The organism is Desulfosarcina ovata subsp. ovata, assembly GCF_009689005.1.
Taxonomy (GTDB): domain Bacteria; phylum Desulfobacterota; class Desulfobacteria; order Desulfobacterales; family Desulfosarcinaceae; genus Desulfosarcina; species Desulfosarcina ovata.
In genome coordinates this window covers 3,251,185-3,265,666 of record NZ_AP021879.1, presented here as the reverse complement: position 1 = coordinate 3,265,666, position 14,482 = coordinate 3,251,185, and the positions used below count along the sequence as shown (strand labels likewise).

Below are 14,482 nucleotides of genomic sequence, written 5' to 3'. Positions count from 1 at the left end.
GGCTTTTGGGCACTGATAATAGGTTTTTTTGCTCTCCCCCCCCCCCTGCCATGATTAATGTTAAACCATTTTTAGTTTTTTTACCGTAGAAAGACCATATCGATGGCCAGCAATTGTAATTTTGGCCTGTTTTTGTCAATATATTGTGGCTAATAAATTAGTATTAATCTATATATTGTATTGATACGCTCCAAAATTACAATTGCTGATCGATGGCTTGACGAAGGGACACGTCGGAGCATATACTTAAAAAACTAGAGCTCTCGCCGCCGCGAACATTCGACGCTTTTTTCTTCCTCGCCCCCAGATCCTGCTTAAGCGACCACTTTGTTGTGTGATGTAATCATTAAATTTCTGTTTTCTTTACAAGCATCGAGTAAAAATTATGAAATACTTGGATGGGAAGCCCCCCCTAAAAAATCCAAAAGGAGATAACCCATGAATGTAAAAAAGATTTTATGGCCGACGGATTTTTCAAAAATATCTGAAATCGCCTTGCCTCACGTTAAATCGATGACTCAAAAATATGACGCGGAAATCCATATTCTTTATGTAATTGAGGATGTCGCCCATCATGACGGATGGTATGGTGCTTTTGAAGAAAAACGGGTACACGAACTGATGGAACATGCCAACAAAACGGCATCCAAACGGTTGGGTCAAATATGTGAAAAATATCTCGAGGGCTGTCCACTCTATATTAAACACGTGGCAATTGGTGATCCTGCAAATGAAATCCTGAAGCTTATGGCCAAGGAAAAAATGGATTTGGTGATTATGGCGAGTCACGGCGAGAAAGGTCACTTTCGGTTTGGTAGTGTAGCCGAAAAGGTTCTGAAGAATTCTACGGTTCCAGTGACCATAATTCCGACTGGGCCCAACGAGCAAGAAGGCTAAATAACGAATAGCGTTTTGGCCAACGTCCCGGTTTTGGCCATTGCGTTCGGCTGGTAAGGCCCGAATAATGAGTCTGTTGGTGGCGGGTTTCGAGGGCCAAATCCCCATCTTTTGGGTGTTCGGGCACACTCCACCGCGGCCTGCCGCCACCGGTGCATATCGGGAATATGTGCCTGTGGCGGCAACGCGGTGGACGGGCACAAAGACAAGCAGGATGGTGGAATAATTTCTTTCCCCCAGCCTAAGTAGAAATGGAACTGTATTTGCCTTTTGTAAGTTTGATTAAATCATCAGGTGCGAGTTCTATCTCCAGCCCTCTTTTCCCTGCACTTACAAAAATGCTTGCAAATTTTTTTGCAGTTCCATGAGTATATTCATGAATTGTAAAATCAATTTTTGCTTTCTTTGCGATTTTTATAGCTGGTGTCATTTTCTTTAAAAATAGATGTGTCAGAATTGGGAATATATGTTTCTCGCATGGCGTCAATTTTTTAATCCCAAAATTCCTTATCAATAAAATTTCATAGGAGCGATAGCCGCCCGTTCCCCCATTGTGCCAGATCATTTCCAAGCCGTTCGATCAAAATCCTTTGAATCTCCTCGTCGGATGGGACTGGAGATGCCAATACTGACCGTCCAAGGGCGGTTACTGATATAATCCATGCTCCACATCGTAATAGTACTCCCACATGAAATCCCGATGAGATTTAGAACGTCCAACAGAGCCAGTCCCGATTCGACCGCAGTCGTCTTCCCTTTCATCCGCTTGACATAAAAATCGGACAGCCTTCTCGTGGTTGCATACTCATCTTTTGCGACCGGATTCCAAAGAAACTGATGGAACGATGAAAGGGATGATGGATAAAATGGTGTTGAACAGAGCCGCCTGATGCCGTCGGTCAAGCTATGGATTTTATATAGCCTACCTGATGAAGAATGCAAGGGAACATTGGAAGTTTGGATCACGAAATCGTTTTCTGATCATCTCGTTCGACCTGTAGGTTTATATAAATGAGTCCGTCAAGGGCGGATTCCGATGGAAAATTCAGAGTCTTCGGGCCGCTCTTTAATGGGCGCCCCCTTTTTGACTTGGCCACGCAATCAATCAGTACTATGATATATTGCTACAGCGTCAGAATACAGTTGGATGCTAAGGCAAAAATAGTGTAACGGCCTACCCCGCCTATGCGGCAAAAGTGTAACGGTTGGTTCTACTATCCCGCAGCGAGACCCCGCCCCAAAAATCAATAAACCTACCACGCTACCCCGCCGCAATAGCTCCCGCCGGCAATCGTTTTTACCAAAAAGTTTTTGTAGGTTGTAACTTACATTTCGCATGGCGGGCGAATAATTTTTTAATTTTCTTATGTTTTTGTTTTTTAAAATCAATCAGGTAGCTTTAAATTGCCACCAGCCATCTTGAAAATAATTGTAGATCGCCTCGGGTATCTCCAACAACCGGTTGATAAGTTTGTGCATGTCACCGATTCCCTTCACCACTGATTGTATACATACGCCATTCCGGATTATCTGCGAGAAGTGGACATTACGATAGAAATAACGGATGTTATTCCAAGTCGGCTTTTTTGTATTCATCCCTTGGGGTAATATGGGCAGCTTGTCTATCTCCTCGGCTGTCATATTCATCCGTATCTTTCGTTCGATAAGGGACACAATCATCAAGGCTATAAAATATAAAAAGAGCATGGCTTCAATACGGTGCTCCTTTTTTAAAAAAACAGGCGCTACTTCCAGAATCGATTTTTTGGTATACATCCGTTTTTCAAGGAATGGTTGGTTTTTATATTTTCCTAATACCTCACTGGCTTCAAGCTGCGTATTAGTAATCAAGGGAAAAACGCCATCAGTTCGCGATGCTTCGGTAAGAGATTGTTCGTTTAACTGCCACTCAATGCGGTGGGTATATTTCCATTTATTTTTGTAGATGCTTTGTGGAGACGGTCTGCCGGGAGATACTTTCACCTTGATCTGTTTGCGATCGGTTACTATCCGGACCTCTACAAACTCTTTAACATCCTTGACAATCTTATCGATAGCGGCCTTGATTTCCCTTTTGGTTTTCAAATGATACGCATTGAGTTTAGGTGACAGGCTTTCTAACTGTTCAATGGCCTTATCGATCTTTTTCTGTCTTTTGGCTTCGTCCTCTTTTTGTTTGGAACTGCTGTGAACAAAAATGACCCGAAAGCCTTCTTCGGTCAGTTCGGTCTCATAGGTGCGGTAAACGGTAAACTCACCTTTCTTCCGTGAGTTTTCAACGCTAACGGCGTCTTCCCAAGGCACTTCGTTTTTTTTCAGATATTTGATGAACTGGATGTATTCCTTGTGATTCTTCGGAACGATGGTGATAAACAGCCCTCCTTCACCAGCGATGTGCTTTAGATTCTTTTCGGTTTTCAACTTGCAGTCGGCGATGTAAATGAAATCCTCTTTTCCCAACAATGTGCGCAGGCCGTTCCAGTTGGGAATATGGGTCACATCATCGGTCGTATTCCCGTCAAATAGCTGATAACTGAGTGGAACATGTCCGTCCGCCGTGATATTCAGACCAAATACAACTTGTTTGCAATCGGGTCGAAAATCCTTGTTGTGCCCATGCTTAAGCTTGACCGCTTCCGGATCGGGAGTTTTGTATTTGCCGATGAAAGTCACGGATGTGCTATCATTATGTATTTCCTCCGTAAGTAACTGGTGTACCGATATGGCATTGCAAGAAGCCTCGGTCATCAGCGTATGGCGGTCTGCATGAAATAATGCTGATAGTGCCCTGGCAAGACGATCATCGTTAAAAAAATTTGGCTCGACCGGTTCTGTTACAAGTCCATCTGTATATTGGCACAACCATTCTTGAATCTTGTATAGTGGTTTGTTGTCACATATGATGTTGGCAATTAAGATACACAAGCTTTGCGCATGCTCCGCAAGACTTCCGTCGGATGCCGGAACATACTTGGAAAAAAGGTTGAAAAGGTCAAGCTGATCCATGAAATACTTGACCATTGGCAATACATCAACTTGCTTGAATCGAGTTTCAAATTGCTCCATAACGCCTCCGTAGTCTCGGTTATGAGGCGCTTGGATATAGATGAAGGAATCATTTTACCAGCCTCATACATTGTATGCATAACAGATAAGGCCGGAATTGTCCAGTGCTTATTTAATTCATTTTTTCAATATGTTATAGACTTGCCCCGCCTTGAGCAATAAATTTGATAATTACCGTTTCACTCGTGCGAAATGTAAGTTGTAAAGTGGGTATTGTCATGGTCCAAGAAAATGAGGAGAAAGCCCGGAACCATCACTTCCGGGCTTTCAGGGTGAACTCCGTATCAAGGCCGGATGTTCATTAAGTAAATTACTTTAAACTCCGGCCACTTTCAAGGCCGGATGGTAAAGCTGATCCAAATATCCTGTCGTTGGTGCAACACCGTTTTTTGTGTGTGCCGGTGCTGCTTTCGTGGGCATGCTTATTGTTGCGATGCATGCCGCATCGCCGGTCGTCTCCAGTCCCGTCGAAAAGCGCAGCGACGCTACCGTAAAACCGATAAAGGTAAAAAAGCCCACCGTCTTGCCGAAAACCGTCGTCGGCATCGTGAAATCGATCCACGTAGAAAAAACATGGATGATCATACTTCAACAAGCCCTTTTAAACGGGTTATGTTGCCACCACAGATCGAAATTTCGGTACCTTTTCGCCTCGGTTTTCGATGCCGCTGCCATTTTTGCGGTCGGCCGGGTGAAATTGTGAGCCATTTTCCACGCCGTGGTTATGGATGAAATCTTTTTCAGGATTTTTTACGCAGATAAGGAGGCCAATATCATGAGACGACGGTTTACAGGGGGAGAACTGTTTCAACTGCGCAATCGGATCCCGGTTGACTGGCTGATCAAAGAACAGCTTCATATCCCATCTAAAGTGATCGAAGGCATTTTTCGTTTTCTATGCCCGCTATGCAATGAATTTCAAACCGCGACCAACCCCAAGACCAATCTCGCCAGGTGCTTTCTTTGCGAGAAAAACTTCAACCCGATTGATTTGGTCATGACCGTGAAAGGCCTTGGATTCGTTGACAGTGTCAAATATTTGCAAACCCTTGTACCAAACAGACCGGATCCTTTAACGGACCAACGGTTGGAATTGAATCAACTGCTTGGCGATATCGGGAAACGGATGAGCATCGGGTGAACAGATGGCCAACAACCGACTCACCCAATTGGAGGAGATCATCGCTGCCAATCAACACCATTTTCACCAAACCGGTAAGGCATTAAAGCAGATTCGAGACGATCAATTGTTTCGAGATTTGCTGTTCGATTCGTTTGAAGGCTATGTCAAGGACCGGTGGGATATGGCCCGATCCCAGGCATATCGTCTGATTAAGGCCGCCAATGTCATCGACAATTTGTCTCCAATTGGCGACGGCATCCTTCCGGAGAATGAATACCAGGCCAGGATTCTAACGCGTTTTACAAAAGAGGATCAACGCAAGATCTGGCGTGCATTTATCGCATCCGGCATGGCGCTCACGGCTAAGAATATTAGAAAGTACGCCCATCAAACCCTAAAGGCCAAGCATGTCAAAAAAAAGAATGCGTCTGTGGTCGATATCATCAGCGCAGACTATAAAACGGCCGTGATGGCCATGCTGGAACAGATTCGGTCGGCGCAAAACGATGATTGGCAAACGACATCCAGACAAGCGGCCTTATTCTGGCTGAAAGTGATGAAAGAGAAAATCATTCGTCATGAAAGACAAAGACTTTGAACAACTGCCCATGGACGACCGTTTCCTGATCTTGCTGCACAAAAAGATCATGGACAAAACCGGCAGCGCCAAACGCAGGGCCAAAAAATATTACATGGATCAATACCGTAAGACCGGCGTCATTCCCAAACCGCTGCTGCTTGCCGGCCAAGGCATCATGGAAGGCAGAAAGTGCAGCGGCCGGCGCCGGGTCTTGACCGAAAAAATCCAAAACCGCTTCATCGAGATGGTCAAGGCTTCCAGCGATCCATCGGACGATCGTTTTGTATTTATCACCCGCCATGGACGAACCATCAAAAATTACCACGCCTGGCTCGAACAAGAGTTCGAACGTAGCATCTCACTTAGCGCTTTAAGGCGTTTTGCCAGGCAAGCCAACCTCAAGGTCTATTTGGAAAAACCAGACTTCGAGGAAAAGAACGATCCCAGCGTCTGCTTTAAGGACGAACCGGTCTTCGATTTGATTCAAATGGACGGATGCAGGTTTCGCTATTTCAAGATTCGATCGGACGACGGCGTTTGGGCCAAGCCCCAGGTGATCGAGTTTTTTGACACCGGATCGCGCAACATGCTTGTGCTTGACGCCTATTTTTCCGAAAGCAGTCTAAATTCGGTGGACCTGTTCGAGAAATTTTTGGTGAGCACCCCCTTTCCGCAAAAAAAGATACGGCTGAGACCGGACAATGCAAAGGGTTTTGTCAACCTGAAACGCCCCATCAACGAACTGAACATCAAATTTTCATTGCCAGGCGGATTTTATCTGCAACCAAACTTCTCACGCATCCATGCGCCCAAGGACAAAGCACATCTGGAATCATCCCATCGCAGCATCCATCATTTTGAAATGCGGATCATCAAGCACTTTGAAGACCGCATCGTTAAGACAGAACCGGGCTATATCTACAAAAAGGGCAAAAAAGGAAAAATTACCATCACCTATCTCGACATCGATCTTGCAACGCTGCGCCAGAGTGGTTTACTCGAAGCCTATCGCCGGCAGCACAATGAGCAAAAGCACTATTATTCTGTGAACGGTAAAACATCGGCCTGGGTGCCCAAGGAGAAGTTTGACGACGGTCTTGCCCAATACGAGTGGATAACGTTCAGTGCGGATGACGTACGCCATTTCGTCAAATACGGCTATGACAAGATCAACGCCACCGTGGGGGCGAAAGGCATCATTACTTTCAAAAAGCAGACCTACTATGTGGCCGTTGGCGCGCAACACTTCAGCCGCCACAAGAGCACCAAGGTGTATATCTCCGATCTTGGCGACAAGCTGTTTATCTTCGAGCATAAGGAAAACGGTATCCTGCTGGGTGAAGCGCTGCGCCGGGAACCTTACGAAAAGCCGGTCAAAAAGGCAGGCACCGAACCCAACGCGGTTGAATTGATCAGCGCTTTTCTGCAGGAGAAAAAGATGGCGGTGGACAGGCCACGACTGATTGACATCCATCTTCGGGGTTTGACCCTCGATGCCGCCCAAACAATCTATCGGCAACACCGGAAACGATATATCGCTTACGCGATCAAACTACGCCAGCCTGAAACCATCACCGGCAAGGCGCTTTTCAATGCGTTCATTTTGGATTGCGAAAGACAATTGTCAAACAACCCTTTGGCCCCGTATGCCTCATGCAGCGAAAACAAAGTTTTATAAACGATAAGCGCCGGGTCTCCTATCTATCCGCGGTATACAACCGGATCTACCGGGGACAGAGCGTATTGATCGAGGGCGAATATGGTGTCGGAAAAACTCGTTTCCTCGAACTGCTCAAACCCAAAAAACTTCAAGGCGTATGGGTGGAGTCGCTTTTCAATGTGCATGAAATGTTGGCCTCCATCCTTCAAGGGTTGAACTACGAGGCGGTGGCCACTTATCGGCGCACGCCCCATCATTTGAAGCTGATCCGCAATCTGACCGATTATTACATCATCATCGACGAGGCCAATGACATCGAAAAAAGGGTTTGGCCCTACCTGAAACGAATCATGGACGCGCACGTGCCCATCGTTTTGGCCGGACTGCCAAAGGTGAGGACATATTTGACCAGCCAGCATCCGGATATCCTCAGCCGATTGAAAACCTTGATTCTGTATCCCATCGTAGTCGAGGATTTCATCCTGGAATACAAGGATTTTGAATCTGAAGCCATCGAACAGATTTATGTGGCCACCAGGGGCGATATGAGAAAATTCAAGGAAATTTGCACGGATTGCCGCGACAAGGCCAAAGAACTGGGCCATAGCTTCGTCGATTTAAATCTGGCGGTCGACTTTCTCGCCAATCTTCATCCCATGTAGGCTCCAAAAAACAATCTCTTCCCTCACTCTGCGGCGAATCAGCTTTCTCCCAAGACCTGTTAATCTAAATCCCACATCGTAACTTTTTTTAACTCTCGTAAAGTCGATTGTTATTGCATCGTTTCTCTATTAACCGCTAACGCGCAGCGGCATAAGATGCTTCAAGGCCTGAAATACGATGAAAAAGTTACATTATTTTGCAACGTCCTAAAGGCAGCCAATGATCACTAACGCATTAATATATTTGGGATATTTTTTAAACGGGGCCTGAATAAACAGAACGGGAAGCGTTACACTATTTTTGCCTTAGCAGTCCAAAGGCTATCATGAAAGCCATCAGTTAATAATGCAACAAATGAGTCCATAGTATGGAGGGCATTTTCGATCTCATTTTGCCACTCTCTTGTAGGATCAATATCCTCATGTGCCACAAAGCAAGAAATGCCGTAAAGTTTCAATTTGTCTTTAAGTCCAGCAGTTTCCGTTTTCACTTCCGCTTTATGACTGAGAAAAACACGAAAACATTTTTTATCCCATATCCTGCTTGCAACAGGGTCTGGAATGACTTTACTACGAGAGATTAAAAGGCCCGAATCTTTTCGCCAATCGTGATCTTCTGGAACCTCCATTTCAAAAAAAACTTCTTCAACAAATTCATTTTGTATATCGTGAATTTTATTAAGTCCCTCTCTGATTTCAGATTGTAATTCGGCTTTTTCGTTTACAGCGTTCAAATAGATTGATTCAGGAATCGCCAAATAAAGAGCATGCCCATATGTCCCACCATTCCAATTATCATAGCTCCATCCTTCATGAACCCTTGGTTTTGAATTGACTATTATTTCTTGTAATTGTTTTTGACCTTCTTTGCCGTAATATTTGGAAAGAGTTGCCAAATAACGATCAATCTTAGGGGGCAGTTCAAATTTGTCTTCTTGACCGATCATAATCTTAAGACCTTAGTTTCTTACAAAACCTATTGGTGGCAATATGTGGAAAATTTTCCACGTATCACACTTATTGAATGGAAAAAAATCCACATATTGGCGTATTAAGGGTGAAAAGTGGACACTGAGCCGAAAAATTATCCATTTTTGGTTTTTGGGATATGCTCAATCCGGAACTGCCAACTCAACCAACATATTTTTTTATGAAAATCAAGGGAATTCAAAGGAATCATGCAAGGCACTTGATTACCGTGTTCGCATCAAAACCGCCCATTATGCAAGACCAGATGTTTTTTCTTTCAATTCGCATTTCCCACTATTTTTGCTCAAAATACGCAATAACCAACCAAAATAATAGAGCATAAACACTTTTTTACCGACCATTTTACCCTTTAAGTAATCGCCGATGTACGCCAGGTTCGATGATGCCGGTGTCACTACCCAATGATACCAGAAAACCACCCACCGGATGATAGAAGGCTCCCAGTTTATCTGACCCCGCAAATAAGTAGGACAGCCCGGGCAGCCATAAACAACCGTGCTCCAGTCCTACAAATCAATACACAAGGGGGGTGAATGAAAAATGGGAAAACGAAAAAAGAAGTGGCCGAAGGGATTTAAACCCAAACTACATCAAGGCGGTGTGATCAACGAAAGCAAAAAACTCAGCATTGATGACGTGGTACCGAAAATCGAGCGGGATGGAAGAACGTTTACCACAAGGTTGGTGGACAGAAATGATCCGTATAATCTGCGAAGGAAATATTGAGGCGGGGTGCCGGCGGGGAAATTTTAACCGATCTCGGAATACATCCTGGCGATGATGCCCTGATCGGCGAAACTGTAATACCGAGCATCGTCCATGTTGATGATCAGGTGTTCGTGGACCTGGATGCCGATGACAGCGGCGGCCTGGATGATTTTCCGGGTGATGTTCATGTCATCAGGGGATGGTTCCAGATCGTTGGAGGGGTGATTGTGAGCCAGAATCAATGCCGCAGAATTGGCAATGATGGCGGGCTTAAGTACTTCACGGGGATAAACAGATGCTGATGAAAGGCCACCAACGGATACAATATTCAGTCCGATCATCTCGTTCTTGGCGTTGAGCAGGGCCACCACAAACTGTTCTCGGTCCGGCTGTCCTCGTGTTCGGATGAGTTCCTGGATCACGGCCTGAGCCTTCTGAGCATTGTTGATAATGGCTTCACCGAAAGAGACGGTGGCGTCTTTCACAAGGGATACTCGGTAAATGGAAACAAACCTATTGGCCGGCCGAGCGATGTAATCGGTGAACAGGTTCAGTTGGACGTAAGGTTTGATTGCTTTCACGGATAGGCCTCCAGACGCAAAGAGGGCAGCGGCCGGGTAAAACCAGCAACTGCCCTCTATGCTTGTTTCAGATGGGTTATGAACTTTTCCAGCACTTCAACCGGTAATGCTGGTAAGTCAGGTTTTCGATACACAGTTCTTTGAAGTCCGTAAGCTCGGTTTTCCATCCACGTTTCTCCATTATTCGTTTGGCCCGAAAAATGGCTTCTTCATAACGATCATGACTGAAAAAGCTGAGGGGATTTTCTACCAGGTGGCTGTTTTCGATGTTCCGCCAGCGGCTTCCGTCGCGGATACGGGGGATGTTCCAAATGGTGCGTTTGATGGTACGGGTGACGAACTGACAGATCTCCACTGACTTTGGCATGATGGATCTCCTTTCGTTTGGACATAAAAAAGGCGACCTGTCGTGGTGACGGGGTCGCCTAATGGTTGTGTTATGATTGAAAATTAGGTTGGGATTATATCAATAGGACAAGGGGCGGCAGGGACAGATTCGAGGGGCGCCGAATTCCCGAACAAATGAAAGCGCGGTTCGCCTACGCCGACGGATTCCGACGCGCCGGCCATCAGTGGGAGGACATGCTGGCTTTCTTCAAAAAAAACCACGGCCTGCCTTTCAAGGGTCAACTGATCAAATGGTGACCGGCAAACAAGGAGAAAACCCCATGCTGATCCAGTCAATCAACAGTCCGGTGCCCAAATGGTGCCCGCCCGGGTTCATTCCCAGGATATCGGCCGGAAAAAAAAAGCGCCGCCGGTCATTCCGGTTCGACCGTGCCGAGCGGCGATCAATGCGCAAACGTCCGCCGATACCGGTCAGCGAATGGGCGGAGCAACACCGCGTCCTGACCCAAAGCGTGATCCCGGGGCCAAGGATTTCATGAACAACTACGCCGCGCTGCCATGGAAGCCCTACGAGATCACCGATTATACGGACGCTGACGGGAACCGCTATTTTGTGCGCATGACCGTCCAGGATGCCATGGGCCACCGCACCGACGATGTCTACACCTTTGTCCGGGCACACAGGGGGCATCTTTTGGCGTTCAAGGGTGAGCAGCGCATGGCCCAACCGTTTGCCTTTTCGCAGGTGGATTACTTCCCCGGAACGAAAAAGGCTATTCCCGGTGGCCTGAAGTTGTGCCGAGCCGACGTCAACGATTACAAAAACATCCTGGCCGGCAAGCTGGCGATTGCGCCAGCGGACCCTGGTGCCTGGCATTACAATTCCGAGACCACCGACATCTGGCTGCGCATGCTGACTGTGGAGTACATCGATGAGAAAACCGGACTGTGGGACTGTCCGGACGGCAATGCCAATCATGGTTGGGACTGCTCGGTTTACGCATTGGTGGCGGCGGATGTGATTGGAGTGCGTTACTGGTCGCGGCCGGAGGCCAGGCCGGCAAAACCTGTAAAAAAGGCGGCGCCGGCGATTAATCCCTGATTATAACGGATTTTGGGGAGTTTGATTCCAATAAGCCGAACATACAGTGGCCTATCCCCCGACAAAAACACAACATGTTGATATTATTGAAGATTTGAGTCTAGACTTTTTACTAATAATTTTATATAGTTAGAGACACATCCCGCCAAAGGAGGTCTCTAACTATATGGGAATAGCAGATACAAGATCCGCTAACCGAAACAACAGAATCATATGTTTGCCCTTTTCTCAAGGCAATTATGAATGCAACATACTCAACCCGGTTGATTTCAGAACTTCCGTAAACAAAAGGATCGAACTGTTTCCGGAATTATTCCCGGCTGAAATCGAAAATGGATATCGGATGAAGGATCTTTATTACTCAAAAAAACAATCCATATGGATCCGTCGAATTAAAATATCCGGTGTTGCTTACACCATTCGTCCTTCATTTGTACTGCCATACCTCGTTGGATTTGTTGACGAAATCGAAGATGCAATGTTTTTTAGAAAGTTCGACATACCATTTTGGGCCATAAGTCGTGTTTTCGGAAAAGATCCCATGTATTGGTATCGAATCGAACAATCTATCGGGCGAAACAGCATTGTCGGAACAACTGTCCGAAATCCTCAAGATGTTCCCGAACATCTTGCCGCTGATGAAAAGCATACTCGAATTTTAGGTGAAAAAACGTATGTGGCCACGACAGTTGGTGATGGCTGTATTCTCGGTGCAGCCGTTGCCAAAGACGCCGGAGAACAAGCGTTAACAGATGCGTATCAAGTGTACAAACAAGAGGCCCAGTGTATAAAGCCGGAATATTCACCGGAAACCGTGAATATGGACGGCTGGAAAGCCACCCGAAATGCGTGGCAATTCCTCTTCCCGGCAGTAGTTATCATTTGCTGTTTTCTTCATGTGTTTATCAAAATTCGTGACCGTGCCAAAAAGAAATACCGAGATATTTTTGAAAACGCCGCATCAAAGCTATGGGAGTGTTATCGCGCTGAAAGTAAGGCATCGTTTTCCCAAAGAATAAGAAGGTTGTACGAATGGTGCGAAAAGAATGCTGTGCCATCCGTTATCATAGATCCCATAACGAAGTTACGGAAAAACATTGCCGCCTATCGTGTTGCCTACGATCATCCTAAAGCACACCGAACCAGTAACATGGTTGACCGGTTGATGCAAAGAATGGATCGCCACCTGTACAGTACCCAATATTTTCATGGATCGATGGATGCAGCGCAGTTGAGTATTCGAGGATGGACGCTCATCAATAATTTTTCACCATACAATCCTCGAACGGTTAAGTTGCACAATGGATTTAAAAGTCCGGCGGAACAGCTAAACCAATTCAGATATCACAACAACTGGTTGCAAAACTTGTACGTTTCGGCTTCTTTGGGTGGGTACCGGAGACCTCCCCAAAATCCGATATAATCAGATTAATCCTTATACCGGCCGGTCGGCACTGGTTCAGTTGAATAGGTGTTGTAAGTGCCAGAATATACATAAAATAGCTGGACAATAGAAGATAAAAAATGTACGGTAATCTACCCCAACCATGATGAGAAGGAGTAGATTATGCTGTTATTTACATGCAAATGTCCCAATTGTTCGTCTGAAAATATCCGACATGACTATGTATATCGCACAATTTCTAACGGTGATAGGGAAATGTTTCTTTGTCAAGACTGCAAATATTCATTCTCAGAAACAAAAAACACATTCCTGCAAGATATCAGAAAGCCTGTCAGTAAAATTTGGGAGGTCTTAAACGCCCGAACTGAGGGAACGTCACTCAATGCCACCTGCCGGATCTTTAAAATCGCTAAAAACACCCTTCTTGCCTGGGAAAGAAAATTTTCCTATCTTTATAGTACTTTATTTATCTATTCAATGGCGCATACGTTCATCCAGTCAGTCATCGAAGGTGATGAATTTTATACAAAAGTCAAAAAAAATGTTCCTGCTGAAGAATCTTCCGGATGGACTATTGTCCTCATGGATAGAGCCAGCCGTTTCATTTGGGAAATGAGCTGCGGTAAAAAGGACAGGTCCCTTTTTGAAAAAGCAATCAAAACCCTGGCGGAACTTGTCAACCAAACTGAAGACATAACCCTTCTGACAGATGGTGAACGTCGATATGGAAAAATTCTATTTGAAATATGCCACGAGCTTTTTCAAACTGGTATGCGTGGTCGTCCTCGAAAAGTGTTGAAAAAAGGAGTCACCGTCAGGGTAAAAAACAAAGGATCCCAAGCCCATAAGAAAGGACGCAAAAGACCAAAATACCAGACAACATGTCCTCAACACCCTGAGACCACAAACCATATTACAGATAAGGAAACACACGCCAACCACGTTGAAGCCAACAATGCTGCAATGCGCCGAAAATGTTCCGCCTATAGGAGAAAAACAAACACATATGCAAAATCAGAAACCGGTCTTCAACGCGTGTTGAACGTTTATTGGGTTGTCCATAACTTCCTCAGAGTTCACTTTACGACCAAAAAGGTTCCCGCTGTTAGTTTAGGAGTACTCGAATGCGAGACCACTCCAGAAGTACTTTTCAGTGCACAATATGTTTAACTATTCAAAATTATGACTAATTAATTGCCTATTCAACTGAACCAGTGCCGGCCGGTCAGCCGGGTATTTCAATTGATCTGAGGTGATGCCATGGGATTGAGTGTTGCGGTGATAAAAGAGGTACAGGGTATTTGGATGACATAATTTGCTAATCTGAATCCTATGCCACGTTCATCCCGATTAGATATGC

The 14,482-nt window shown here is 45.4% G+C and carries 15 protein-coding genes; 9 read left to right on the top strand and 6 right to left on the bottom strand.

All coding sequences use genetic code 11. The features are described from left to right. Positions 1–438: 438 nt before the first annotated feature. Complete coding sequence (locus tag GN112_RS14425; RefSeq protein ID WP_155310854.1) at positions 439–897, top strand: universal stress protein; 459 nt, start codon at positions 439–441, stop codon at positions 895–897. 241 nt (positions 898–1,138) lie between these two features. On the opposite strand, the gene GN112_RS33850 is transcribed toward GN112_RS14425, so the two are convergent. From GN112_RS33850 to GN112_RS14410, 3 genes are all read right to left on the bottom strand, one after another. Then, positions 1,139–1,468, bottom strand: a complete 330-nt coding sequence (locus GN112_RS33850) for a YbaK/EbsC family protein (protein WP_176603542.1) — start codon at positions 1,466–1,468, stop codon at positions 1,139–1,141. 818 nt (positions 1,469–2,286) lie between these two features. Continuing rightward, on the bottom strand, positions 2,287–3,963 hold the full coding sequence (locus GN112_RS14415; protein WP_155310853.1) for an IS1634 family transposase: 1,677 nt from the start codon (positions 3,961–3,963) through the stop codon (positions 2,287–2,289). A gap of 315 nt (positions 3,964–4,278) precedes the next feature. Continuing rightward, complete coding sequence (locus GN112_RS14410) at positions 4,279–4,509, bottom strand: hypothetical protein (RefSeq protein WP_155309029.1); 231 nt, start codon at positions 4,507–4,509, stop codon at positions 4,279–4,281. A 229-nt stretch (positions 4,510–4,738) separates the two neighbouring features. Between GN112_RS14410 and GN112_RS14405 the strand changes: the two genes are divergently transcribed. From GN112_RS14405 to GN112_RS14390, 4 genes are read left to right on the top strand one after another with little or no spacing between them, the layout of a single operon-like run. Beyond that, complete coding sequence (locus tag GN112_RS14405; RefSeq protein WP_197743251.1) at positions 4,739–5,104, top strand: hypothetical protein; 366 nt, start codon at positions 4,739–4,741, stop codon at positions 5,102–5,104. 4 nt (positions 5,105–5,108) lie between these two features. Then, the gene (locus GN112_RS14400; RefSeq protein ID WP_155309688.1) at positions 5,109–5,684 is read left to right on the top strand and encodes a plasmid partition family protein; all 576 of its coding nucleotides are present in this window, start codon (positions 5,109–5,111) and stop codon (positions 5,682–5,684) included. Beyond that, positions 5,665–7,344: an integrase gene (locus tag GN112_RS14395; protein ID WP_155309035.1), complete on the top strand. Its 1,680-nt coding sequence runs from the start codon at positions 5,665–5,667 to the stop codon at positions 7,342–7,344. The genes GN112_RS14400 and GN112_RS14395 overlap by 20 nt, the downstream gene beginning before the upstream one ends. Beyond that, positions 7,320–7,988, top strand: a complete 669-nt coding sequence (locus GN112_RS14390; protein WP_155309036.1) for an AAA family ATPase — start codon at positions 7,320–7,322, stop codon at positions 7,986–7,988. The genes GN112_RS14395 and GN112_RS14390 overlap by 25 nt, the downstream gene beginning before the upstream one ends. A 290-nt stretch (positions 7,989–8,278) precedes the next feature. Here the strand turns inward: GN112_RS14390 and GN112_RS14385 are convergent, their stop codons facing one another. The 3 genes from GN112_RS14385 to GN112_RS14375 all read right to left on the bottom strand — a co-directional run bounded on the left by GN112_RS14385 (position 8,279) and on the right by GN112_RS14375 (position 10,634). Then, positions 8,279–8,935: a toll/interleukin-1 receptor domain-containing protein gene (locus GN112_RS14385; RefSeq protein WP_231717028.1), complete on the bottom strand. Its 657-nt coding sequence runs from the start codon at positions 8,933–8,935 to the stop codon at positions 8,279–8,281. 792 nt (positions 8,936–9,727) lie between these two features. Beyond that, positions 9,728–10,267: a JAB domain-containing protein gene (locus GN112_RS14380; RefSeq protein ID WP_155310852.1), complete on the bottom strand. Its 540-nt coding sequence runs from the start codon at positions 10,265–10,267 to the stop codon at positions 9,728–9,730. A 76-nt stretch (positions 10,268–10,343) separates the two neighbouring features. After that, positions 10,344–10,634 (bottom strand): hypothetical protein, encoded by a 291-nt coding sequence (locus GN112_RS14375; protein WP_155310851.1) that lies wholly within the window; start codon positions 10,632–10,634, stop codon positions 10,344–10,346. A gap of 301 nt (positions 10,635–10,935) precedes the next feature. On the opposite strand from GN112_RS14375, the gene GN112_RS33595 reads away from it, so the two are divergent. The 4 genes from GN112_RS33595 (at position 10,936) to GN112_RS14360 (ending at position 14,292) form a co-directional block, all read left to right on the top strand. Further along, positions 10,936–11,154: a hypothetical protein gene (locus GN112_RS33595; protein WP_162458945.1), complete on the top strand. Its 219-nt coding sequence runs from the start codon at positions 10,936–10,938 to the stop codon at positions 11,152–11,154. After that, the gene (locus GN112_RS14370; RefSeq protein WP_162458944.1) at positions 11,151–11,717 is read left to right on the top strand and encodes a terminase gpA endonuclease subunit; all 567 of its coding nucleotides are present in this window, start codon (positions 11,151–11,153) and stop codon (positions 11,715–11,717) included. The genes GN112_RS33595 and GN112_RS14370 overlap by 4 nt, the downstream gene beginning before the upstream one ends. A gap of 166 nt (positions 11,718–11,883) precedes the next feature. Next, positions 11,884–13,140, top strand: a complete 1,257-nt coding sequence (locus GN112_RS34380; protein WP_231716904.1) for a hypothetical protein — start codon at positions 11,884–11,886, stop codon at positions 13,138–13,140. Between the two features lie 144 nt (positions 13,141–13,284). Beyond that, on the top strand, positions 13,285–14,292 hold the full coding sequence (locus tag GN112_RS14360; RefSeq protein ID WP_155310849.1) for an IS1 family transposase: 1,008 nt from the start codon (positions 13,285–13,287) through the stop codon (positions 14,290–14,292). Positions 14,293–14,482: the final 190 nt, after the last annotated feature.

Excerpts from the sequence above, each read along its gene's own strand:
- GN112_RS14415 (WP_155310853.1), bottom strand. The coding sequence starts at position 3,963 with ATGGAGCAATTTGAAACTCGATTCAAGCAAGTTGATGTATTGCCAATG.
- GN112_RS14425 (WP_155310854.1), top strand. The coding sequence starts at position 439 with ATGAATGTAAAAAAGATTTTATGGCCGACGGATTTTTCAAAAATATCT.
- GN112_RS33595 (WP_162458945.1), top strand. The coding sequence starts at position 10,936 with ATGCTGATCCAGTCAATCAACAGTCCGGTGCCCAAATGGTGCCCGCCC.
- GN112_RS14385 (WP_231717028.1), bottom strand. The coding sequence starts at position 8,935 with ATGATCGGTCAAGAAGACAAATTTGAACTGCCCCCTAAGATTGATCGT.
- GN112_RS14375 (WP_155310851.1), bottom strand. The coding sequence starts at position 10,634 with ATGCCAAAGTCAGTGGAGATCTGTCAGTTCGTCACCCGTACCATCAAA.
- GN112_RS14410 (WP_155309029.1), bottom strand. The coding sequence starts at position 4,509 with ATGCCGACGACGGTTTTCGGCAAGACGGTGGGCTTTTTTACCTTTATC.
- GN112_RS14360 (WP_155310849.1), top strand. The coding sequence starts at position 13,285 with ATGCTGTTATTTACATGCAAATGTCCCAATTGTTCGTCTGAAAATATC.
- GN112_RS14370 (WP_162458944.1), top strand. The coding sequence starts at position 11,151 with ATGAACAACTACGCCGCGCTGCCATGGAAGCCCTACGAGATCACCGAT.
- GN112_RS14395 (WP_155309035.1), top strand. The coding sequence starts at position 5,665 with ATGAAAGACAAAGACTTTGAACAACTGCCCATGGACGACCGTTTCCTG.
- GN112_RS14390 (WP_155309036.1), top strand. The coding sequence starts at position 7,320 with ATGCAGCGAAAACAAAGTTTTATAAACGATAAGCGCCGGGTCTCCTAT.
- GN112_RS34380 (WP_231716904.1), top strand. The coding sequence starts at position 11,884 with ATGGGAATAGCAGATACAAGATCCGCTAACCGAAACAACAGAATCATA.
- GN112_RS14405 (WP_197743251.1), top strand. The coding sequence starts at position 4,739 with ATGAGACGACGGTTTACAGGGGGAGAACTGTTTCAACTGCGCAATCGG.
- GN112_RS14400 (WP_155309688.1), top strand. The coding sequence starts at position 5,109 with ATGGCCAACAACCGACTCACCCAATTGGAGGAGATCATCGCTGCCAAT.